Here is a 22129-nt window from a genome sequence, read left to right as displayed (position 1 = left end):
CGGGATCGTTGCGCCGTCGAAGGCAATCCGTTTGCGCTCTCTTTCTTTCCCCTGCGTCAGCGTTTTCTCTATTTGACGACGAAGCCGTGCGCGAACGGGTCGCGGTCGTCGATGAAGATCGTGTTCAATCCGGTCATCCGCGCCCACCCGCCGATCGACGGAATGATTGCCGGCTTGCCGGCGACGGTGACCTCTTTCTCGACCCTGCCCTTGAACAACGAACCGATGATCGATTCATGGACGAAGTCGTCGCCGACCCCAAGCTTGCCCTTGGCGTGAAGCTGCGCCATCCGCGCCGAGGTGCCGGTGCCGCAGGGCGACCGGTCGATTGCCTTGTCGCCGTAGAAGACGGCGTTGCGGGCATCGGCTTGCGGGTTGGTCGGCGCGCCGGTCCACAATATGTGCGACAGCGTGTTGATGCCGGGATTCTCCGGATGCACGAAAGTATATTTTTCGTTGAGCCGCTGCCGCACCACCGGGCTCCAGGCGATCAGTTCGCCGGCCGAATGGTCGGCCATGTCGCGATAGGTCTTTTGCGGTTCGACGATGGCGTAGAAATTGCCGCCATAGGCGACATCGACGCTGATCTCGCCGAGCCCGGGGCATTCGACCGTCAGTGCCTCGGCATAGAGGAAGGAAGGCACATTGGTGATGCGCACCTCCTCGACATAGTCGCCGACTTGGCTGTACTCCGCTACGACCAGGCCCGCCGGCGTATCCAGCCTGAGCACGCCCGGTGTCTTCGGCTTGATCAGCCCATGCTCGACGGCAAAAGTTACTGTGCCGATGGTGCCGTGGCCGCACATCGGCAAGCAGCCCGAGGTTTCGATGAACAGGATGGCGATGTCGCAATCTTCACGCGTCGGCGGATAGAGGATCGAGCCGGACATCACGTCATGGCCGCGCGGCTCGAACATCAGCCCGGTGCGGATCCAGTCATATTCGGCCAGGAAATACGCTCGCCGCTCCATCATCGTTGAGCCCTTGAGCAAAGGCCCACCGCCGGCGACCAGCCGCACCGGATTGCCGCAGGTGTGGCCGTCTATGCAGAAGAAGGAATTCTTGGCCATGCCGGCTCCCAACTGAATGTCTTCGAACTCAAAACCGTTGCGGGCTGAACGGGCCGAGATCGAGCGATGGATTCTGCCCGAGAACGAGCTCGCGGATCAAGCGCCCGGTCGCCGCAGCCTGGGTCAGGCCGAGGTGACCGTGGCCGAAACCATACACCACCGACGGCGTTTGTTGCGACCGCCCGATCACCGGCAGCGAATCCGGCAGCGACGGCCGGAACCCCATCCATTCGCGTCCATTGGCCGGATCCAGTCCCGGCAGGAATTTCTGCGCCTTTTCGAGCAGCGCTTTCGAGCGCGCATAATTGGGCGGCCTCTCAAGGCCGCCGAGTTCGACCGCGCCGCCGACGCGCAGGCCCGTCTCGAGCGGCGTGATGACGAAGCCATGCCCGGAGAAGATCAATTGCCGCTTTACGTCGAAGGCAGTCTTCGGCAACGTCGTGTTGTAGCCACGCTCGGTCTCCAGCGGGATTCCGTCGCCGAGATGTCTCGCCAGCAGATGCGACCAGGCCCCGGCAGCGATGACGACGTGCTTCGCCCGTCGCCGCGTGCCGTCGGCCGTTGTCAAGATCGCGCCGTCCTGTCCCGCCTTGACACGCTCGATCCGGGCCCTTTCGAACCCGGCGCCCAACCTCTCGGCATAGGCCCACAAGGCCTTTCCAAGCAGCTTGGGATCGGCAACGGTTTTCCACCCCGGCACGAACGTTCCCTTGACGAAGCGCGGCGACAGACCGGGCTGCAGGGCTGTGAGAGCGCTCCCCTCGACATGGCTGAAGCCGATGCCGAAGCGCTGCCTTGCCGCCCAGCCGGTCAGCGAGGCCTTGAACTCGGCCTCGCTGTCGTAGAGTTCGAGCGAGCCGTCCTCATGCAGCATCGGCCGTGTGCCGGAACGGTCGAGCAAGCCCATCCATTCCGCCTCGGCGAGCTTCATCATCCCGGCCTGCGCGGCAAGGCCGGCTTCATAGCGGTCGCTTCGGCCGGCGCGCCAGAAGCGGACCAGCCAGGGCAGCAGCTTCGGCAGATACGCGGGTGGGATGCTGAGCGGGCCGAGCGGGTCGGCGAGCCATTTCGGCAACTGCTTGATCATGCCCTTGTGGGCGAGCGGCAGCACATCGGAGAAGGCAAAGGCAGCGGCATTGCCGGAGCTGGTTTCCTCACAGATCCCCGTCCGATCGAAGATCGTGACGTTTCGCCCCGCCTCGGCCAGAAAGGCGGCGGCGCAGATGCCGATGATGCCGCCACCAATGATGGCGACATCGAGCGTAGCATTATCATTCATTGCCATGCGCCGCGCTGCACATCTGCAAATGCCTTCAAAGCGACCGGATCAGAATGTCGGCAGCTCTGGCCGCACCACCAGCGCATCCCTGACGATCTTTTCGACTGCCTTGCGCCGCTCGCCCGACAATGGCTGGCGCGGCATGCGCACGCGGTCGTTGGTGTTGATCGCCAACACTTCGGCGAGCTTGATGTTCTGCACCAGATAGGTCGAGACGTCGAGGTCGAGCAGCGGCCGGAACCAGCGGTAAATCTTCAACGCCTCCTCGCGGCGGCCCTGTCTCATCAGCTGGTAGATGGCGACGGTCTCGCGCGGGAACGCGGTGACCAGGCCCGCCACCCAGCCGATGGCGCCGACCGACAGCGCCTCGAAGGCGAGATTGTCTACGCCGGTGAACAGGTCGTAGCGGTCGCCGAGGCGGTTGATGATCTCGGTCGAGCGGCGGATGTCGTCGGAGGACTCTTTTATGGCGACGAAGCGTTGGTCCTTCGCCAACTCCTCCATCTGGTCGACGGTGACGTCGACGCGGTAGGCAAGCCGGTTGGAGTAGATCATCACCGGCAGGTCGCCGGCCGCGGCGACGGCGCTGAGTGCCGCGACCGTCTCCTCGGCATTGGTATGGTAGATCGGGCTCGGCACCACCATCAAACCATTGGCGCCTTCCTTGGCGGCGCGGCGCGCGATCGCCGCCGCCTCGCGTGTACCGGCCTCGTTGACCGTCAACAGCACCGGTTTGTTGCCGGCGATCTTCTGCGCGGTCTTCAGCACCGCGATCTTCTCGTCGTGCGACAGCATCGGGCCTTCGCCGAGCGACCCGCAGACGATGATGCCGTCACAGCCGGCCTCCATCTGCAGCGCAAAGCAGCGCTCCATCTCGGCATGGTCGAGGCCGTCGTCCTCGGTGAATTTGGTCGTAACGGCGGGGAAGACTCCGGCCCACATGTCGATCGCTCCATCTGATATATCAGCCGTATATTTCTTAAGAAGCCGGCTGTCAACGTTGAATCTGATGTGATATATCAACAATATATCAGGAGATGTTCGCATTGGTATATGACAGACCTGGCTCCGAGCCGGCGACCGCGAAGGCCTACCGCAGGCTCGAGCACATGATCGTAACTCTCGAACTGGCGCCGGCGAGCTTCATCACCGAGGGGGCGCTGATCGACAGGCTTGGCCTCGGCCGCACCCCGGTGCGCGAAGCGATCCAGCGGCTGGCCTGGGAGGGGCTGCTCGAGGTCCGGCCGCGTGCCGGCATTGCCATTGCCCCGCTTCACCCTGGCGACTGGCTGCGTGTCCTCGACGCCCGCCGTGGCGTCGAGGTGGTGCTTGCCCGCTCGGCCGCCCGCTTCGTCACCCGCGAGGCCGCCGACCTGTTTCATGACGCAGCGTTGGCCATGCAGAAAGCGGTGATTTCGGAAAATGTGTTTTACTTCATCCAGGCCGACAAGGCGCTCGACGAGGCGCTGGCGCTGGCTGCCGACAACCCGTTCGCCGCGCGCCTGGCGGCACCCTTGCAAACCCATAGCCGTCGCTTCTGGTTCCGCTACAAGGCCGATACCGGATTGGCCGAATCCGCCGAGCATCATGTCGCGCTGATCCGTTCGATCCTCGCCAGCGACGAAGAGGCCGCGGCCAAGGACGCCAAGCGGCTGATGGCGCTTTTGCGCGGCCATGCCGAGGCGGCTGCTACGCGCTGAGCCTGCCATTTCGTCATGCGCCCTGGCCGGGCAGGGGCATCACGTTTTCCCAATTGTCGCCGGCCGCGACGATGCAGCTTCTGCCGGCGATATCGGTGACGACGATGGTCCAGGTTCCGGTCTCGGCGACAAAGACTTCCATGACCGCCTCATGACCGATCAGCCCCAAAGCAAACTGCCTTTCCTGGAACTTCTCGCTCAAATGGGCGACGAGCTCGCCATGTTCAACGCAGTATTGATATTGCGCGCCTGCGGTGTTCGTACCCACCGCCAATGCGCCAGCAAGAACCAGGGTTTTCACCCATCTCAACAGCGATTTGCGTGCCATAGGGCACCTCCTTTGCCATCACGTTCCGGCAAAGGAGGGGTTTGACGGCCTCATTTTGCCGGAGCGATTCAGGCCGGTTCCGACGTCATCATCATCGCGTCGTTCCTTTCTGTGTTCCGGTCTGCCATTGGTGGGAACGATTCCAGATGTTCCCATTATGTTCTCGATATATGGTATCGGCAATGGAAAAGCGCAAGCAGGCGCCCAAGCGGGCGCCTGCAGATCCGTTTTACGGCTGTCGCCGAAAAGAATGGGCCACAGGCTGCGCGGCCATGCCGAGGCGCGCAGACCCGTGATAAATCGTTCAGGTGCCTGGCAGCGCCGCTATCGTCATCGCGCTTTCCCAGCCTTCGCCGACTGAAATCACGCAGCTTTGACCTTTTGTGTCGCTGGCGAGGATGGTCCAGGTGCCCTTGTCGGAAACGAAGACTTCAAGCACCACATTCGGATTGACGACGCCGACCGCGCTTGGGTTTTCATGAAACTTCTCGCCGAGCGCCTTGACCATATCGGCGCGAGCCGCGCATTGCTCGGCAGCCATTGCCGGGACGGCGGAAAGGGCCATCGCAGCGCAAGCTATAGTCGCCATGAGACGTGTCATCTGACACCTCCTTTGCGCCGGACATATCCCCCGGAGCCGTCACCAGCGCCGTTGGTTGATCTGCCAGCGTCTCCTTCGCGGCAGGACTGCAACCTAAGAAGATTGCTGCCTTCTTGGTTCCATCACATTAGTGTTCATGCCGATGAAGACCGCGACAAAAAGGCCCGAGCTTGGTGCCCGGGCCTTTTCTTGCTTTCTGCGATTTGGATCAGTTCATCGTCGGAATGCCGAATCGGCGCCATCCTTCACGCCGGCCCGCGCGCCCAAGCCGAAGGCGAGGACGCGCAGACAGAAAACCGTCCGGCTAATTCATCGTCGGGATGACGAACTCGGCGCCATCCTTCACGCCGGCCCGCGCGCCCCAAGCCGAAGGCGAGGACGCGCAGACAGAAAACCGTCCGGCTAATTCATCGTCGGGATGACGAACTCGGCACCATCCTTCACGCCGGACGGCCAGCGCGACGTTACCGTCTTGGTCTTGGTGTAGAAGCGGAACGCGTCCGGCCCGTGCTGGTTGAGGTCGCCGAAGGAGGACGCCTTCCAGCCGCCAAAGGTGTAGTAGGCGATCGGCACCGGGATCGGCACGTTGATGCCGACCATGCCGACCTGAACCCGCGAGGCGAAGTCGCGCGCCGCGTCGCCGTCGCGGGTGAAGATGGCGACGCCATTGCCCATCTCGTGCTCGTTGGCGAGCTTGATTGCGTTCTCGTAGGTCGGTGCGCGAACGACCGAGAGCACCGGCCCGAAGATCTCTTCCTTGTAGATGCGCATGTCGGCGGTCACATTGTCGAACAGGCAGCCGCCCATATAGTAGCCGTTCTCGTAGCCCTGCATGGAAAAGCCGCGGCCGTCGACGACCAGCTTGGCGCCTTCCTTGACGCCGGTGTCGACATAGGACTTGACCCGCTCCAGCGCCTGCGCCGTCACCAGCGGGCCGAAATCGGCGGAAGAATCCGTCGACGGACCGACCTTCAGGCTCTCGACGCGCGGCACCAGTCTTTCCATCAGCCGGTTGGCGGTGTCGTTGCCGACCGGGACGGCCACCGAGATCGCCATGCAGCGCTCGCCGGCCGAGCCGTAGCCGGCGCCGATCAGCGCGTCGACGGTCTGGTCCATGTCGGCATCGGGCATGATGATCATGTGGTTCTTGGCGCCGCCGAAGCACTGCACGCGCTTGCCGGCCGCGCAGCCGCGCGAATAGATGTAGTGGGCGATCGGTGTCGAGCCGACGAAACCGATGGCCTTGATGTCGGGATCGTCGAGGATGGCGTCGACCACTTCCTTGTCGCCGTTGACGACATTGAGGATGCCCGCCGGCAGACCGGCCTCGATGAACAGTTCGGCAATCCGCATCGGCACGCCCGGATCGCGCTCCGACGGCTTGAGGATGTAGGCATTGCCGCAGGCGATGGCCGGCGCGATCTTCCACAACGGGATCATCGCCGGAAAATTGAACGGCGTGATGCCGGCGACGACGCCGAGCGGCTGGCGCATCGAATAGACGTCGATGCCGGGGCCGGCGCCATCGGTGAACTCGCCCTTCATCATATGCGGCGCACCGATGCAGACCTCGACCACTTCGAGGCCGCGCTGGATGTCGCCCTTGGCGTCGGCAATGGTCTTGCCGTGTTCGCGCGCCAATATCTCGGCCAGCGCGTCATACTCCTTGGCGACCAGCTCGAGGAACCGCATCAGGACGCGTACGCGTCGCTGCGGATTGGTCGCCGCCCAGCCGGGCTGTGCGGCCTTGGCGTTTTCGACCGCCGCGCGCAATTCCGCCTGCGAAGCCAGCGCCACCGTGCCGCGCACCGTGCCGTCCATCGGCTGCATGACGTCCTGCTTGCGGCCGCTGGTTCCGGCGACGCGCTTGCCGCCGATGAAATGACCGTATTCGATCATGGTCTCTCTCCCTGGTTCGTGATGAGGCATTGTCCGCCTTTGCGGGAGCGATGGCAACGCGAGCGAAAACGCAACCGTTGTGCGGAGAATAGATAGCGGTTGACGGCAGAGCATCAATTCTCGCAAATAGGAAGAATGCAGGTCCCCAGCAGCAAGGATTGAGATTGAGTTCCTTCACCGCCCCCCTCTGTGCTGCCGGACATCTCCCCCTCAAGGGGGGAGATTGGCTGTCACGCCCGCCTTCGGAAATCTTCACCGCGGCAAGAAAGACGCCTGCGGCGAAACTGCCAATCTCCCCCCTTGAGGGGGAGATGTCCGGCAGGACAGAGGGGGGCACGAAGGAACGCGGTTTTGATCGTTATCGCCAGGACCACCCTCATGAACTGGGATGATGCCCGTATCTTCCTTGCCGTAGCGCGGGCCGGCCAGATCCTCGGCGCCGCCAGGCGGCTGGAGCTTAATCACGCGACCGTCTCGCGCCGCATTGCCGCCCTCGAGGATGCGCTCAGGACAAAACTGTTTCGCCGGCTTACCACCGGCAGCGAGCTGACGCCGGCGGGCGAGCGTTTCCTCGAGATTGCCGAACGCATGGAGGGCGACATGATCGCCGCGCGCTCGACCGTTTCAGGCGAAGGCGACGACGTCTCGGGCACCGTTCGCATCGGCGCGCCGGACGGCTTTGGCGTCGCCTTCTTGGCCAGGCGCCTCGGCGCGTTGACCGCTCTGCACCGTGAGCTCACCATCCAGCTGGTGCCGGTGCCACGCTCCTTCTCTTTGTCCCGGCGCGAGGCCGACATTGCCATCACCGTCGAACGGCCGACGGAAGGCCGCCTGGTGGCGGGAAAGCTGGTCGACTACACGCTCGGCCTGTTCGCGTCGCGGGCCTACGTCGACACCCATGGCCTGCCCGGAACCGCCGCCGAGCTAGGCCAGCATACGCTGATCGGCTACGTGCCGGACCTGATCGTCAGTCGCTCGCTCGACTACGCGGCCGAATTCAGCGCTGACTGGCGCACCAGCTTCGCTATTTCCTCCGCGCTCGGCCAGGCCGAAGCAGTGCGTTCCGGCGCCGGCATCGGCATCCTGCACACCTTCGTTGCCCGCTCGATGCCGGAGCTGGTGCCTCTCGATATCGTCGCACCCATACGCCGCGCCTACTGGCTGGTCTATCATGAATCGGTCAGGCCGCTGCGCCGCGTTCAGGTCGTCGCGAGCTTCATTACCAAGGCCGTCGAACGGGACAGGGGTTTGTTCGCGTGAGCCTGCCGGCCGCTGGCTGTCTTAGCTGGTGGGCGTCTTACTTGGCGTATCGTCCGGGCCCGAGATCGCCGACGTCGATCTCGGGCACCCGGCTGGAGATGATGTCGGCCAGAACTTTGGCCGAGCCGCAGGCCATGGTCCAGCCGAGTGTGCCATGGCCGGTGTTGAGATAGAGATTGGAGAAATCGGTGCGGCCGATCAGCGGCGGCCCGTCCGGTGTCATCGGCCGCAGTCCGCACCAGAAGGTCGCCGATCGCATGTCGCCGCTGCCCGGAAACAGGTCGCCGACCGAATGTTCGAGCGTGCGCCGCCGCGATTCGTGCAGCCGCAGGTCGAAGCCGGAAATCTCCGCCGTGCCGCCGACCCGGATACGGTCGCCGAGCCGGGTGATCGCTACTTTGTAGCTCTCGTCCATCACGGTCGAGACCGGTGCGGCGGCGGCGTCCTTGATCGGCAGGGTGATCGAATAGCCCTTGACCGGGTAGACCGGGATGGGCCGCTTCAGCATGCGCATGAACCGTGCCGAATAGCTGCCCATCGCCATCACATAGGCATCGGCGACCATCCAGCCCTTGCTGGTGCTGACGTTGGTGATGCGATCGCGCTTCTTGACGACGCGCCGTATCTCCGTGTCGTATTCGAAGGTGACGCCGCGTGCCGCGCAAAGCTCGGCAAGCCTGTCGGTGAACATCTTGCAGTCGCCGGTTTCGTCGCCGGGCAACCGCAGGCCACCGACGAATTTTTCGCGCACGCCGGCCAGCCCAGGCTCGGCCGCAATGCAGCCGTCGGGGTCGAGGACCTCGTAGGGGACGCCATAGGCCTTCAGCACCTTGACATCGCCGCCGACGCCGTCGAGCTGCTTTTGCGTTCGGAAGAGCTGCAGCGTGCCCTTGGCGCGCTCTTCATAGGCGATGCCGGTCGCCTCGCGCAGCGCCTTCAGCGTGTCGCGGCTGTACTCGGCCAGCGGCACCATGCGCGCCTTGTTCAGCGCGTAGCGTTCAGCCGTGCAATTGCGCAGCATCTTGACCAGCCATATCCACATATGCGGATCGAGGGCCGGTCGCACCACCAGTGGACCGTGCTTCATCAAAAGCCATTTGATGGCCTTCAACGGAACGCCGGGCCCGGCCCAGGGCGAGGCATAGCCGGGCGAGATCTCGCCGGCATTGGCAAAGCTGGTTTCCAGCGCCGGGCCTTTCTGGCGATCGATCACCGTCACCTGATGACCGGCCTCGGCAAGAAAATAGGCGGTGGTGACCCCGATCACGCCGCCGCCCAGCACGAAGATCTTCATCGTTTGGTTCTCCGCGGCGGCATCTCGTCGGGATTCGAGACCGGGATCATCGCCGCCTCATGTCTGCCGGATTCTGTGGCGTCAGCCAAGTGCCGATGCTTAGGGAAAAGACATGCGTGAGGACAACAACCTTGCGTCCTAGCCATTCACATATCGCCGGTGGAAACGGTGGCCGAGGCTGGTCAAGACCTCATAGCCGATGGTGCCGGCTTGGCCGGCTACCTGGTCCACCGTCTGCGACGACGGTCCGATGAGTTCGACGAGGTCGCCGGCCTTCAGCCTGCCGGGCGGCAATGCGGAAATGTCGAGGATGATCGAATCCATCGAAACCCGGCCGACGAAGGGCAGCCGCACATTTTCGAGCCAGGCGGAGGAAGCGGCCAGTCGATGCCAGCCATCGCCATAGCCGAGCGAAATCGTCGCCGCGGCAAGCGGAGCCTTGGTGTGGAAAGTGTGACCGTAGCCGACACCGGCGCCGGCCTCCAATATCCGCGTCTGGATGACCTTGGCTTGCAATCGCACCACCGGCAGCATCGGATTGTCCTTCGCCGGCGTCGGATTGACGCCATAGAGAGCGGCACCCGGACGAACGAGGTCGTAGTGATAGCGCTGCCCGAGAAAAATGCCTGATGAATTGGCAAAGGAAGCCGGCGCTTCCGGCAGCATCCGGCGCAGCCGTTCGAATTCCAGCCGCTGCCGCTCGTTGGCCGGCTGCTCGGGTTCATCGGCGCAGGCGAGATGGCTCATCACGAACGTCAGTTGGACACCGTCGAAAGCCTGCGGATCCTGCGCGACTGCCTGCACCTCGGATGGCGTCATGCCGAGCCGCGACATGCCGCTGTCGACCTGGAGGGCGGCCGGCAACTTACGGCCCACCCGCCCGGCCATCTCGCGCCATGCCGCGAGTTGGCTGACGCTGTTGAGTACGGTGCAAAGCCCTGCCGCAACCGCTTCCCTTTCCGCACCCGGCGGAATGCCGTTCAGCACATAAATGGCCGGGTCTGAGCCGAGCGCCTTACGCAGCAAGATGCCGCCGGCCAAATGCGCAACAAAGAAAGTATTACAGCCCTCACCCATCAGCGCCGCCGCCACCGGCGCCGCGCCAATCCCGTAACCGTCGGCCTTGACCACTCCAGCACAGCCGACGCCGCCCAGCCGCGCCTTCAGCCGCCGGTAGTTCTCACGGACGGCGCCGAGATCGATGGTCAGGATCGCCCCTGCCGCGGCTTCGCTGATCGGTTCGCCCAGGGTGACGGTCGGCGGAAGAGATTTGCTGGAGATGTTGTTCATGCCGACCTGTTTTAACGGAAGGCCGGCGGCTACGCCACCAGGTGCCGGAACGCCGCCACCACGTCTTCGTAGACCTTGCGCTTGAACGGCACGATCAGGCCCGGCAATTCCAGCATCGGCCGCCACGCCCACCGGTCGAACTCGGCCTTGTGGCCACCCGGCGGCGGAAAGATCGCGATCTCGCTTTCGTCGCCGTGGAAACGGAAGGCAAACCATTTCTGCGTCTGGCCGCGATATCGTCCCTTGAAGGCGACGCCGACCAGATGCGCCGGCAGGTCGTATTTGATCCAGTGCGGCGCCTCGGCCAGCAGCGACACCGAGCGCATGCCGGTCTCTTCGTAAAGTTCACGCGCCGCCGCGGGCAGCGGCTCCTCGCCATCATCGATGCCGCCCTGCGGCATCTGCCAGAGCTGCGTCGTTCCAGCGAATTCGCTGTCCGGCTCGGCAATGCGACGGCCGACCCAAACCAGGCCGGCTTCATTGAGGACCATCACCCCTACGCAGGGCCGGTAGGGCAGCGTCTCGGGCTCAACGAGCTTGTTCTTTGCCATCTCAGCCTTTTTCCGGATCTATGGCCACCGCCGAAACCGGCACGATCTCGATGCCACGCTTCTTGGCCTCGGTCACCCAGGAAGACACGGTATCCACCGTCAGGTCGAAAGCCGAGCCGATGCCGACGGCAAACCCTTTCGCCCGTGCCGTCGCTTCCAGCCCATCCAGTTTCTTCAATATGGCGCCGCGGTCCTGCACCGCATCGATCGCCGTATCGCCGCCGACGAACGGCACGCCGTCCTTCAGCGCCAGTTCGGGTGCCAGGCTGCGCGCCGACGAACCGTCGTCGACATAGGCCAGACCACGCTTGCCAAGCTCGGCCATCAACGGCCCCATCGCCGTCGCGTCGGCCGAAAAGCGGGCGCCCATATAGTTCATGACGCCGGTGTAGTTGGTCGTTCGCGACAGCGCCCAGCGTAAATTCTTCAAATTCTCGTCCGGCGTTGCAGCCACGGTCAGCGTGTTACGGCCGGGATTGACGTTCGGATAGTCGAACGGCTCAAGCGGTACCTGCATGATGACCTCATGGCCGCTCTGCCGCGCCACCTGCATCCAGCGGCCGATGCTGTTGCCTTGCGGCGCGAAGGCCAGCGTCACTTCCGCCGGCAGCTTGGCTATGGCTGCCTGCGTGCCGGTCTGCGACACGGCAAGCCCGCCGATGACGAGCGCGACGCGTGCACCGCGAGCCCCGGACCACGGCCGCGCATAGACATCGAACGGGCGCCTGCCGTCGGCGGCGCGGATCGGCAACGGACCGGTTTCGCTGGCCTCGACCAGCGCCTTGTCGGGAATGTGCGCGATCCTGAGGTTCTGGCCGATCGTCGAAGGGTCGCGAATGACTATGGCCGCCTCGGGTGGACCGTCGCCCCCCTCGGTCTGGACATGGATGATCTGCGGACCGCCCGTCTTCGGCCCGCTTATGTTGGCCCCGCTTGCGTTGCCTGGCGCAGCCATTTCGGGCGTCGCCTTGGCGGGCGCGGCGGCGGTATCCGCCGCCGGCGTCGTCGGCGTCGAAACGGCTACTTCTTGCAGCTTCCGGAACGGCTTGTCTCGCAAGGCGATGGCGCTGGAGACGCCGACCACGGACAGCACGACAAGCGCGGCCGCGACCGCACCGGCGCTGATCCCGCTGCCTGAGCGCGGCAGCCGGATCGCCTGTCCGAGAGGTCGTTCTATGTCCTTGCCGATATCAGCCAAGCCCGCACCCCCGGCGCGCATCCCCGAAGTGAAACCTTCTCCGGAGGCGCAAAATCCAAAATGTCGGCGCGTCCCCTTGCTTCACTGGACGCGCAGCATGCCGGCCGCGGCCCCCGAATCAAACTGCCGGAGCCTCGCGGCCCCGGCAGCATCGCATCGCTTCGCTCAGGCAGCCAGACCTGTTTGGCCCGGCTTGCCTGCCCTTACTGGTTCAACACGGCCTTTTGCGGATTCGGCGGGAACGCCGGATCCGTCTTCTGGCCGCGCAGCAGCTGCTCGGCATAGATGAGCTGCAAATCATCCTTGGGTTCCGGCGGCACATAGGCGGCCGAGCCCGAACCGGTGGTGCTTTCGTCGGCGCCCTTGATATGGCCCTTGAGGTCCGATTCGCCGCGCGTCAGGTCCCTGCCCTGCAGTTCCGCCGGCAGCGGCTGGTCGACCTTGATGTCGGGCGTGATGCCCTTGCCCTGGATCGACTTGCCGGACGGCGTGTAATAGAGCGCCGTCGTCAGCCGCAGCGCCCCGTTCTCGCCAAGCGGGATGATGGTCTGCACCGAACCCTTGCCGAAGGATTGCGTGCCGACCACCGTGGCGCGGCGCAGATCCTGCAGCGCGCCGGCGACGATTTCCGAGGCACTGGCCGAGCCGCCATTGACGAGCACGATCAGCGGCTTGCCGCCGATGTCGTCGCCGGCCCGCGCGTCGAAGCGGGTGACGTCCTTCGGGTCGCGGCCGCGCGTCGAGACGATCTCGCCGCGGTCGAGGAAGGCATCCGACACGCTCACCGCCTGGTCGAGCAAACCGCCCGGATTGAGGCGCAGGTCGAGCACGTAGCCCTTGAGCTTGTCGTTCGGCACCTGCTTCTTGATGGTGTCGATGGCATTCTCGAGGTCGTCATAGGTTTTTTCGGTAAAGGAGGTGATCTTCATGTAGCCGATGTCGTTTTCGACCCGGAACTTGACGGCCTTGACCTTGATGATATCGCGCACGACGGTCAGTTCGATCGGCTTGTCGGCGCCCTGGCGCAGGATGGTGAGCTTGATCGGCGTATTGACCAGCCCGCGCATCTTCTCGACAGCGTCGTTGAGCGTCAGGCCGCGGACCTCCTCGCCGTCGATCTTGGCGATATAGTCGCCGGCGAGCACGCCTGCCTTGGCGGCCGGCGTATCGTCGATCGGCGTGATCACCTTGACCAGGTCGTTCTCCATGGTGACCTCGATGCCGAGGCCGCCGAATTCGCCCTTGGTCTGCACGCGCATGTCCTGCGCTTCTTCGGCATTCATGTAGGAGGAGTGTGGGTCGAGCGACGACAGCATGCCGTTGATGGCATTTTCAATCAGCGACTTGTCGTCGGGCGGCGTCACATAATTCGCCCGTACCCGTTCGAAGATATCGCCGAAGATCGCCAGTTGCTTATAGGTCTCGGAGCCCGCAGCCTTCGCTGTCGAGCCGGGCGCGCCATAGACCAGGCTCATCGCCGATGCACCCATCAGCGCACCGGCAAACAGAAGCGACAGTTTCCGCATCATTCACGTCCTTCCAGAAAAACGGTCCGCCCACCATGGGGCCGGATCGACGGGTTTTCCATCCTTGCGGAACTCGACATAGAGCTCCGGCGTGGCATTTCCATTCTTCGATGCCGAGGTGCTCGCCACCCGGGCCTCTCCCATCGCGCCGACCGGCTCACCTGCGAGCACCGACTGGCCAGACGCGACGCTGATTCTGCTCATCCCCGCCAGGACGACATGATAGCCGTCACCCGCATTCAGGATCAAGAGTTGACCGTAAGAGCGGAAAGGCCCCGCATAAAGCACATTTCCATCCGCCGGCGCTGTGACGATGGCTCCCGATTGTGTCGCAACCATGTCACCGAGCATCACCGCGCCGTTACCGTCGTTGGCCCCGAAGCGCCGCTTGATCCTGCCGGTGACCGGCAGCGCGATCTGCCCTTGAAGCGCGGAAAACGGCGCGGCAGCGGTGAGCCTGTTGCTCTCCGGCACCGGCAGCGAGGCCAATTCCGTCGGCGCCGCAGCCGATGCCGGGCCCTTGTCGGCGTCGGCCGTCTTTTGCTCGGCTGCCTTGGCCGCATCCGCCGCCTTGCGGGCTCTGTCGGCCTCGAGCGAGGCGATCAGTTCTTTCAGGCTGCCGGCCTTGGCCGCCAACGTCGCGGACCGCTGCTTTTCGGCGGCCAGCGCGGTTTGCGTATCGGCGGCGAGCTTCTGCTTGGCTTCGAGCAGCATGCCGAGCCGCTTTTTTTCCGCCGCCTGCTCGCCGACAGCTGCCGTCAGCCGCGCCCGCTCGGCCTCGATCGAGGCCGTCACCCGCGACTGCTCCTTGAGGTCGGCCAGCAACATGTCGGTCTGCTGGCGCAGTTCCGGCACCACGGCACCGAGCAGGATGGCGCTGCGCACCGACGACAATGCGTCCTCCGGCTTGACCAGGATCGCCGGCGGCGGATTGAGCCCCATGCGCTGCAGCGCGCCGAGCACTTCGGCCAGAACGTCGCGTCTGGCGGCCAGTGAGGCGCGGATCTTCTGCTCCTGCGCCTTCAGCCCTTCCAGCTTGCCGCCAATGTCCTCGATGTCCTGGCCGAGCTTCTGCTCGGTCATCGCCGACTGGATCAGCGCCGCGGTGATCGAGGCGTGGTCCTTCTTGACAGCCGCTATGTCGGCGGCGAGCTTGGCCAGCCGCTCGGACGACAGCGTGATCTCTTTCGATACTTTTTCGTATTCGGCGCGGCTCTGGTCCGGGTTGGGCGCCAGGTCGAGCGTGTTCTCGGCCCGCGCGACGCCGAGCGAAAGCGCGATCGTCGCCACGGCGATGCCGTAGCGCACGCGCCAGGAGCCCGTTCGTGATTTCCAGTCTTCAGACATTGAAGCCCAACTCTATGCGCGGCTTCGTTAACGAACCATCAACCATGTTCGAGCCCCGGCCGTCATCGACAAACCCCATGAGGCCAAACTGTCGATGAGCATTGGGGCAAAAATCCGGGCGGCTGGCATCAATTCGCCGACGGAGCCGACTTCATGAACGATGGTAGGGGTGACCGGAAAGGATCGTGGCCGCCCGGTAAAGCTGCTCGCCCAGCATCCCGCGGACCAGCTGATGCGGCCAGGTCAGCGCGCCGAGCGACACCGTCAGATCAGCCAGGTCGCGCAGTGACTGGTCATGGCCGTCGGCGCCGCCAATGGCGATCACCAGCGCCTTGCGCCCGCCATCGCGCAGCGAACCTATGCGGCCGGCGAAATCCTCGGAGGAAAGGTTCTTGCCGCGCTCATCCAGCAGCATCAGCGCCGTGCCCGGTTGCAAGTGCGTCTGCAGCTTCTGGCCTTCCTCGCGCCGGCGCTCATTGGCCGTCTGCGCGCGACCTTCGGCAATCTCGACGATCCCGGCGAATTCGAGGCCTACGGCAGGACCGCTCCTGGCAAAACGCTCGAAATAGCGGTCGGCCAACTGCTTCTCGGGGCCGGCTTTCATTCGGCCCACGGCATGAACCGTAATCTTCATCCCTGCCTCGAAGAGCCGCTGATGCATGTCGGACAACGACATGCATCAAGACGAATACGGCTCAGTGGAGGGTCTCCTCCTCGAGATCGGGCGCCTGCCACATCTTTTCGAGATTGTAGAAGTCGCGGACCTCGGGACGGAAGACATGGACGATGATGTCGCCCGAATCGATCAGGACCCAGTCGGCGCCAGCCAGCCCCTCGACGCGCGCAGTGCCGAGCCCGGCATCCTTGAGCGCCTTAAGGAGATGATCGGCAACAGCCGAGACATGACGGTGCGATCGGCCAGACGCGACGACCATGTAGTCGCCGAGGCTCGATTTCCCCTGAATGTCGATTGAGACGATGTTTTCGGCCTTGGAGTCTTCCAGACTGGCAAGGACTGTCTTGATGGCGCGGGACACGGCGTCGTTTACGCTGATCCCGGCCGGCGAAGGCACGATGTCGGCCTTCTTCCGCAGTGCTGTTCTCAGTGTATTTCCTTTCGCAGCAAGAACAACCAAATCACCTCTGAAATCAGGTGACACTGCTTAGATAGGCAGAGTTAGGTTGCAGTTTCAAGACACCGCTCGCAAGCAGGCACCCGGCAGCGGCCGAATATCCGGCTTTTCGGGCCAGAAAATCGGAACCGCCTCGCCCCGCAGCGGTTATCGGCTCATCCACGAACCGGAATCCCGACATGCCGATCGATCCCCAGAACGCCCTCCTCACCGTGCAATCCGGCCTGGCGCAACTCAGCACGCTGATCGTCTCCTACTCGCTTTCGGCGGTCGGCGCCGTCATCCTGCTGGTCATCGGCTACATCGTCGCCGGCCTCGCCGAGCGTTCGATCTATGCCGGCCTCGGCCATATCAGCGGCTTCGACGAAACGCTCCGCCATTTCTTCTCGCAGGTCGTCCGCTACGCCATCCTGGGACTGGTCGTGATCATGGTTCTCGGCCAGTTCGGCGTGCAGACGGCTTCGATCATTGCCGCTATCGGTGCCGCCGGCCTGGCCATCGGCCTGGCGCTGCAAGGCACGCTGCAGAACATTGCCGCCGGCATCATGCTCCTGGCGCTGCGGCCGTTCCGCATCGGCGAATATGTCGAAGTCGGCGCGATATCCGGCACCGTCGAGGAGATCGGGCTGTTTGCCACAACGCTGAGGACGGTCGAAGGCGTCTACGTGCTTGCACCCAACTCGACCCTGTGGAACCAGCCGGTCCGCAACTTCACCCGCAACGGTGTGCGCCGCGGCGACATCACGCTCAGCATCGGCTCCTGGAACGACATCGATTTTGCGCAGAAGACCATGCTCGGTGTCGCCGCCGCCGACCGGCGCGTCAGGCGGCAGCCGGCGCCGATCGCCTTTGTCGCGACTGTCGGCGACAGCACCGTCGCCATCACCTTGCGCTACTGGACGGCGGCTGCCGATTTCTTCGCCGCCCAGATCGACCTCACCAAGAGCGTCAAGCAGGCATTCGATGCCGAAGGCCTTTCGGTCCCGGCGCCGGCACCGAAAGCGCCTCAGCCGGATGCCTCAGCCACGCGGCAATAGAGGATTTGAAACCAGCTGGAGGGTGTTCAAAGTCCTTCGCGCCGGCGCTGATCTTCAGGCGCGAAGGCGAGATCGACAGGCAACGGCGCCTGCGCCGTCATTGGCGCGAAACTGCCGGTCTCGGTGGCGGGCACCGGCCGGACCATGACGACGCGCCAGAGAACGAACAGGCAGTAGGCGGTGGCAATGACGATTGCCACATAGATGAAGGCCTGCGTGCCGTAGACGGCGGAAAGTCCGGTCACAATGCCGGGTACGACGAAGCCGGACAGCGACCAGGCAAACAAAAGCGAGCTCGACAGCGCCACCATGTCGTCCTTGCCGGCGCGGTCGCCGGCATGGGCGCTGGCAAGCGAATAGATCGATTCCGAGGCGCCGTCCCAGACCACATAGATGACGAGCAGCGCCGCCAGCGCGCCGCCGTCGAAACCGAGGGCAAACAGGCCCGCCGCGGCGGCAAGCGCAGACGCCGCGATCAGCACAAAGCGCCGGTCGGTGCGGTCGGAAATCCAGCCGAGCGGGATCTGCAGGATCAGCGTGCCGACTGGCATTGCCGAAAGCAGCAAGGCGACGTCGGCCTGGCTGTAGCCCTTGGCTGTGGCATGGATCGGCGCAAAGCCCGAGATCGTCATCGACAGGCCGCCGACGGCAAGCATGCCGGCAACGCCGACCGGGGAGATCCGCCAGGCGCGGCTAAGCGCCACGGAAGCCGCTTGCGGCGCCGGTGGCTGCGCGAGCCGCGTCAGCCCGACGGGAAGGATCGACAGCGCGGTGAAGGCAATGCCGATCAGCGGCGCGTCGGCCGCGCGGATATCGATCAACGCCAGCGTCGAGTAGCCGACGCCGAGTCCGGCGACATAGGCAACGTAGAAGATAGCCATGACCCGGCCGCGGATGGCGTTGGCGACGACATCGTTCAGCCAGCTCTGCGCGACAATGAACAGGCCGCATATGGCAAAGCCGTAGAGCGCTCGTGCAGCGATCCATGGCAATGGGTGCGGCCCCGCGCCGACCGCGGCGTTGGACAGCACGATCAGTGCCGACAGCACCATGAACACGCGGGCATGGCCGACACGCCGCACCAGCGGCCCGGTCAGGATGCAGCCGGCAAGGCCGCCAGCCGAAAGGCCGGTGACGATCAGCCCCGCCCATGTCGGATCGAAGCCCTCGGCGCCGAGCCGGACTGGGATATAGGCGAACATCAGCCCATTGCCGACGGCGATCAGCGCCATCGACAAGAGGATGCTGGCAATGGCGATCGACGGCGCCGGCTGCCGTAGACCGTTCTTGTCCTGGTCGCGCTCGAGAATCGTCATGACCGAGGATCGCCCATCAAGCAGGTCAAGGCAGCGGCAAAAGCGACATCACCGGACTTGCCTTCTCCCCTTGTACAGGGGAAAAGGAGGCTCCTATCCCTTTGCCACCTTGCGGATCGCGCTCGACGACAGCGACGAACGCGGGCCGTGGATGAAGGTCCAGGCCGGCGCCGTCATGCGGGCGAGCCGCGGTGCGTCACCCTCGTCGACGCGAGCATAATCGAAGGTCTTGGCGACCACCGACGACAGGAACGACAGCGTCGCACCTGGCCGGTCGACCACCGCGATCGGAAACGTCATCACGATGCGGCGCCAGCGCTGCCAGCGGTGGAAGTCGCGAAGCGAGTCGGCGCCCATGATCCAGACAAAATCGACGCCGGGGTTACGCGCCTTGACCAGCGCCAGCGTGTCGGCGGTGAAGCGGACGCGGTGGGCCGCCTCGAATGCGGTGACCTTGATCTTCGGGTTCTTCGCGATCTTTTCGGATAGCTGCAGCCGCTCGGCCAGCGGCGCCAGGTCTCCGGCATTCTTGAGCGGATTGCCGGGCGTCACCATCCACCACAGCTGATCGAGCGCAAGCCGTCTGAGTGCGATCTCGGCGACCAGCGCATGGCCGGCATGCGGCGGGTTGAACGAACCGCCGAACAGCCCGACCGCCACGCCTTTCCCGGCATGCGGCATGTGCAGATAGTGGGAGGATACGGATTCCTTACCCTCCCCCTTGTGGGGAGGGTCGATCCGCGAAGCGGAGCGGGGTGGGGGTGTTGCAGAGTTCAGCGTCGCACCCCCACCCGGCTCGCGATGCTCGCCACCCTCCCCACAAGGGGGAGGGTAAGACCGGCGCTCAAGGCCTCACCTGTCCCGACCCGCGTACGCGGTATTTGAACGAGGTCAGTTGCTCGACGCCGACCGGCCCGCGTGCATGCATCTTGCCGGTGGCGATGCCGATCTCGGCGCCCATGCCGAACTCGCCGCCATCGGCAAACTGGGTCGAGGCGTTGTGCAGAAGGATCGCCGAATCGACCTCGTTGAAGAACCGGTCGACCGCTGTGGCGTCCTCGGCGATGATCGCCTCGGTGTGATGCGAGGAAAACGTCTCGATATGCTCGATGGCGCCGCCAATGCCGTCGACCAGCTTCACCGCAATGATGGCATCGAGATACTCGGTCACCCAGTCTGCATCGGTCGCGGGCTGGGCATCGGCATAAAGCCTCAGCGCCTCGGCATCGGCATGGATCTCGCAGCCTGCCGCCCGCAAGGCCTCGAGGATCGGCACCAGGTGCGTGCCGGCGGCGGCACGGTCGACCAGCAGCGTCTCGGCAGCACCGCACACCCCGGTGCGCCGCATCTTGGCATTGACCGCGATCTTGACCGCCATGTCGAGATCAGCCGATCGGTCGATATAGAGATGGCAGATGCCCTCGAGATGCGCGAAGACCGGCACCCGTGCCTCGTTCTGCACACGCTCGACCAGGCTGCGGCCGCCGCGCGGAATGATGACCTCGAGATTGCCGGAAAGTCCTTTCAGCATTTCGCCGACGGCGGCGCGATCGGTGGTCGGCACCAATTGTATGGCATCCTCCGGCAGCCCGGCTGCCTTCAGCCCCTCGACCAGGCAGGCATGGATAGCGGCGGAAGAATTCGCCGAATCCGAGCCGCCGCGCAGGATCACCGGATTGCCCGCCTTGAGGCAGAGCGCGCCGGCATCGGCGGTCACGTTAGGCCGGCTCTCATAGATGACGCCGACGACGCCGAGCGGCGTGCGCACCCGTTCGATATGCAACCCGTTCGGCCGGTCCCATGCGGCAATGACATCGCCGACCGGATCGCGTAACCCGGCGATCTCGCTGATACCGTCTGCCATGGCGCGGATGCGGGCGGGATCGAGCTTCAGCCGATCCATCGACGCTGCCGATAGGCCAGCCTCCCTGCCATTTCTGATGTCGATGGCATTGGCGTCGAGGATGTCCTGCTCATGCCGAAGGATCGCCTGAGCCATGCCGAACAGCGCCGCGTGCTTGCGCTCGGCCGCAGCTATGGCCAGCGGGCGGGCCGCGGCACGCGCGCGGCGGCCGATATCGGCCATCAGCGCCACGGTATCATCCCGGGATTTTTCATGCAGCGTCAGCATGGCTCATCCTCCGCTATGTAACCTGGTCACCGACTACTTGCTCGCCACCGGCATGGCTCACCACAAGATCGTCGCGGTGGATCATCGCCGAACGCGCCTCGTAGCCGAGCACGGTTTCGATCTCGGCCGTCTTCAGGCCAGCGATCCTTACGGCATCGGCGGCATCATAGGCAACCAGCCCGCGCGCGATCTCGCGGCCCTCGGGCGACAGGATCGCCACCGTGTCGCCACGCGCAAAATTGCCGCTGACCAGTTTGACGCCGGCCGGCAGCAGCGACTTGCCGGAGAGCAGCGCGCCGATGGCGCCGGCATCGACGGTCAGCCGTCCTGCAGGTTCGAGCTGCCCGGCGATCCAGGTCTTGTAGCCCTTGACCGGATTGGCGCTCGGCCGGAAGAAGGTGGCACGCTCGCCGCGCTCGATTGCCAGCAGCGGCGACAGCCGCGTGCCCGATGTGATGATCATGGCGGTGCCGGCGGCGGTCGCGATCTTGCCGGCGTCGAGCTTGGTGCGCATGCCGCCGCGCGACAATTCCGAAGCAGCGGCACCCGCCATCGCTTCGATGTCGGGAGTGATGCGGTCGACGACCTGAATGAATCGAGCTTGCGGGTCACGCGCCGGCGGTGCCGTGTAGAGCCCGTCAACGTCGGAGAGCAGCACCAAAAGGTCGGCGCCCATCATAGTGGCGACGCGCGCCGCCAGCCGGTCGTTATCGCCATAGCGGATTTCGGAGGTGGCCACCGTATCGTTCTCGTTGATGACCGGCACCGCCTTCATCTTGAGCAGTGTCGAGATCGTCGCCCGCGCGTTGAGATAGCGGCGGCGCTCTTCGGTGTCGCCGAGCGTCAGCAGGATCTGGCCCGATTTCAAGCCATTCTTGCCGAGCGCATCCGACCAGGCGCCGGCTAAGGCGATCTGCCCGACGGCAGCAGCAGCCTGGCTCTCCTCGAGCTTCAGCGCCCGCTTGCCGAGGCCGAGGATGGTGCGGCCGAGTGCAATCGCCCCGGAAGACACGACGAGAATTTCGGCGCCGCCACTGGCCAGCACGGCGATGTCGTCGGCAAGCGAGGCCAGCCAGTCGCGCTTCAGGCCCGTCGTGCGGTCGACAAGCAGCGCCGAGCCGATCTTGACGGCAATGCGCCGATAATTTTTCAGCGATTGCGCGGCCATG

The 22129-nt window shown here is 64.6% G+C and carries 21 protein-coding genes; 3 read left to right on the top strand and 18 right to left on the bottom strand.

What is annotated here, in order from left to right; genetic code table 11:
* Positions 1–68: 68 nt before the first annotated feature.
* From NKI97_RS05065 to NKI97_RS05055, 3 genes are read right to left on the bottom strand one after another with little or no spacing between them, the layout of a single operon-like run.
* Positions 69–1070, bottom strand: a complete 1002-nt coding sequence (locus NKI97_RS05065) for a 4-hydroxyproline epimerase (RefSeq protein ID WP_352742939.1) — start codon at positions 1068–1070, stop codon at positions 69–71.
* A 28-nt stretch (positions 1071–1098) separates the two neighbouring features.
* Entirely contained in the window at positions 1099–2349 is a 1251-nt protein-coding gene (locus tag NKI97_RS05060) for an NAD(P)/FAD-dependent oxidoreductase (protein WP_352833019.1), read from the bottom strand.
* 48 nt (positions 2350–2397) lie between these two features.
* Positions 2398–3291: a dihydrodipicolinate synthase family protein gene (locus NKI97_RS05055; protein WP_352450868.1), complete on the bottom strand. Its 894-nt coding sequence runs from the start codon at positions 3289–3291 to the stop codon at positions 2398–2400.
* Between the two features lie 167 nt (positions 3292–3458).
* On the opposite strand from NKI97_RS05055, the gene NKI97_RS05050 reads away from it, so the two are divergent.
* On the top strand, positions 3459–4049 hold the full coding sequence (locus NKI97_RS05050) for a GntR family transcriptional regulator (protein ID WP_502900811.1): 591 nt from the start codon (positions 3459–3461) through the stop codon (positions 4047–4049).
* Positions 4050–4062: 13 nt separating this feature from the next.
* Here the strand turns inward: NKI97_RS05050 and NKI97_RS05045 are convergent, their stop codons facing one another.
* From NKI97_RS05045 to NKI97_RS05035, 3 genes are all read right to left on the bottom strand, one after another.
* Complete coding sequence (locus tag NKI97_RS05045) at positions 4063–4377, bottom strand: hypothetical protein (protein WP_352450870.1); 315 nt, start codon at positions 4375–4377, stop codon at positions 4063–4065.
* Positions 4378–4681: 304 nt separating this feature from the next.
* On the bottom strand, positions 4682–4978 hold the full coding sequence (locus NKI97_RS05040; RefSeq protein ID WP_352450871.1) for a hypothetical protein: 297 nt from the start codon (positions 4976–4978) through the stop codon (positions 4682–4684).
* A gap of 402 nt (positions 4979–5380) precedes the next feature.
* Positions 5381–6877, bottom strand: coding sequence for a CoA-acylating methylmalonate-semialdehyde dehydrogenase (locus tag NKI97_RS05035; RefSeq protein ID WP_352704739.1), 1497 nt, complete (start codon positions 6875–6877; stop codon positions 5381–5383).
* A gap of 378 nt (positions 6878–7255) precedes the next feature.
* Between NKI97_RS05035 and NKI97_RS05030 the strand changes: the two genes are divergently transcribed.
* Complete coding sequence (locus tag NKI97_RS05030) at positions 7256–8137, top strand: LysR family transcriptional regulator (protein WP_352742934.1); 882 nt, start codon at positions 7256–7258, stop codon at positions 8135–8137.
* A 37-nt stretch (positions 8138–8174) separates the two neighbouring features.
* Here NKI97_RS05030 and NKI97_RS05025 read toward each other — a convergent pair whose 3' ends face one another.
* The 8 genes from NKI97_RS05025 to rsfS all read right to left on the bottom strand — a co-directional run bounded on the left by NKI97_RS05025 (position 8175) and on the right by rsfS (position 16416).
* Positions 8175–9431, bottom strand: a complete 1257-nt coding sequence (locus NKI97_RS05025) for a D-amino acid dehydrogenase (RefSeq protein WP_502894785.1) — start codon at positions 9429–9431, stop codon at positions 8175–8177.
* 138 nt (positions 9432–9569) lie between these two features.
* The gene (alr, locus tag NKI97_RS05020; protein ID WP_352742932.1) at positions 9570–10721 is read right to left on the bottom strand and encodes an alanine racemase; all 1152 of its coding nucleotides are present in this window, start codon (positions 10719–10721) and stop codon (positions 9570–9572) included.
* 29 nt (positions 10722–10750) lie between these two features.
* Positions 10751–11272, bottom strand: a complete 522-nt coding sequence (locus NKI97_RS05015) for an RNA pyrophosphohydrolase (protein WP_352742931.1) — start codon at positions 11270–11272, stop codon at positions 10751–10753.
* Between the two features lies 1 nt (position 11273).
* A complete protein-coding gene (locus tag NKI97_RS05010) occupies positions 11274–12470 on the bottom strand; it encodes a divergent polysaccharide deacetylase family protein (protein WP_352832938.1) in 1197 nt (398 codons plus the stop codon).
* 203 nt (positions 12471–12673) lie between these two features.
* Complete coding sequence (locus tag NKI97_RS05005; RefSeq protein WP_352832935.1) at positions 12674–13999, bottom strand: S41 family peptidase; 1326 nt, start codon at positions 13997–13999, stop codon at positions 12674–12676.
* A complete protein-coding gene (locus NKI97_RS05000; RefSeq protein ID WP_352832932.1) occupies positions 14000–15343 on the bottom strand; it encodes a murein hydrolase activator EnvC family protein in 1344 nt (447 codons plus the stop codon).
* 151 nt (positions 15344–15494) lie between these two features.
* A complete protein-coding gene (gene rlmH, locus NKI97_RS04995) occupies positions 15495–15977 on the bottom strand; it encodes a 23S rRNA (pseudouridine(1915)-N(3))-methyltransferase RlmH (RefSeq protein WP_352832929.1) in 483 nt (160 codons plus the stop codon).
* 61 nt (positions 15978–16038) lie between these two features.
* Positions 16039–16416, bottom strand: coding sequence for a ribosome silencing factor (gene rsfS / locus NKI97_RS04990; protein WP_023678068.1), 378 nt, complete (start codon positions 16414–16416; stop codon positions 16039–16041).
* Positions 16417–16655: 239 nt separating this feature from the next.
* On the opposite strand from rsfS, the gene NKI97_RS04985 reads away from it, so the two are divergent.
* The gene (locus NKI97_RS04985) at positions 16656–17513 is read left to right on the top strand and encodes a mechanosensitive ion channel family protein (protein WP_352745856.1); all 858 of its coding nucleotides are present in this window, start codon (positions 16656–16658) and stop codon (positions 17511–17513) included.
* 26 nt (positions 17514–17539) lie between these two features.
* Here the strand turns inward: NKI97_RS04985 and NKI97_RS04980 are convergent, their stop codons facing one another.
* From NKI97_RS04980 to proB, 4 genes are all read right to left on the bottom strand, one after another.
* Positions 17540–18829, bottom strand: a complete 1290-nt coding sequence (locus NKI97_RS04980) for an MFS transporter (RefSeq protein ID WP_352742927.1) — start codon at positions 18827–18829, stop codon at positions 17540–17542.
* Positions 18830–18922: 93 nt separating this feature from the next.
* A complete protein-coding gene (locus tag NKI97_RS04975) occupies positions 18923–19510 on the bottom strand; it encodes a nicotinate-nucleotide adenylyltransferase (protein ID WP_031212055.1) in 588 nt (195 codons plus the stop codon).
* A gap of 163 nt (positions 19511–19673) precedes the next feature.
* A complete protein-coding gene (locus NKI97_RS04970; RefSeq protein WP_023678072.1) occupies positions 19674–20960 on the bottom strand; it encodes a glutamate-5-semialdehyde dehydrogenase in 1287 nt (428 codons plus the stop codon).
* A gap of 13 nt (positions 20961–20973) precedes the next feature.
* Positions 20974–22128, bottom strand: a complete 1155-nt coding sequence (gene proB / locus NKI97_RS04965) for a glutamate 5-kinase (protein WP_352504903.1) — start codon at positions 22126–22128, stop codon at positions 20974–20976.
* Position 22129: the final 1 nt, after the last annotated feature.

It is taken from the genome of Mesorhizobium sp. M0296 (genome assembly GCF_040321675.1).
GTDB lineage: Bacteria > Pseudomonadota > Alphaproteobacteria > Rhizobiales > Rhizobiaceae > Mesorhizobium.
The sequence above is the reverse complement of the archived record's forward strand: the minus strand, read 5'-3'. Positions and strand labels throughout refer to the sequence as shown.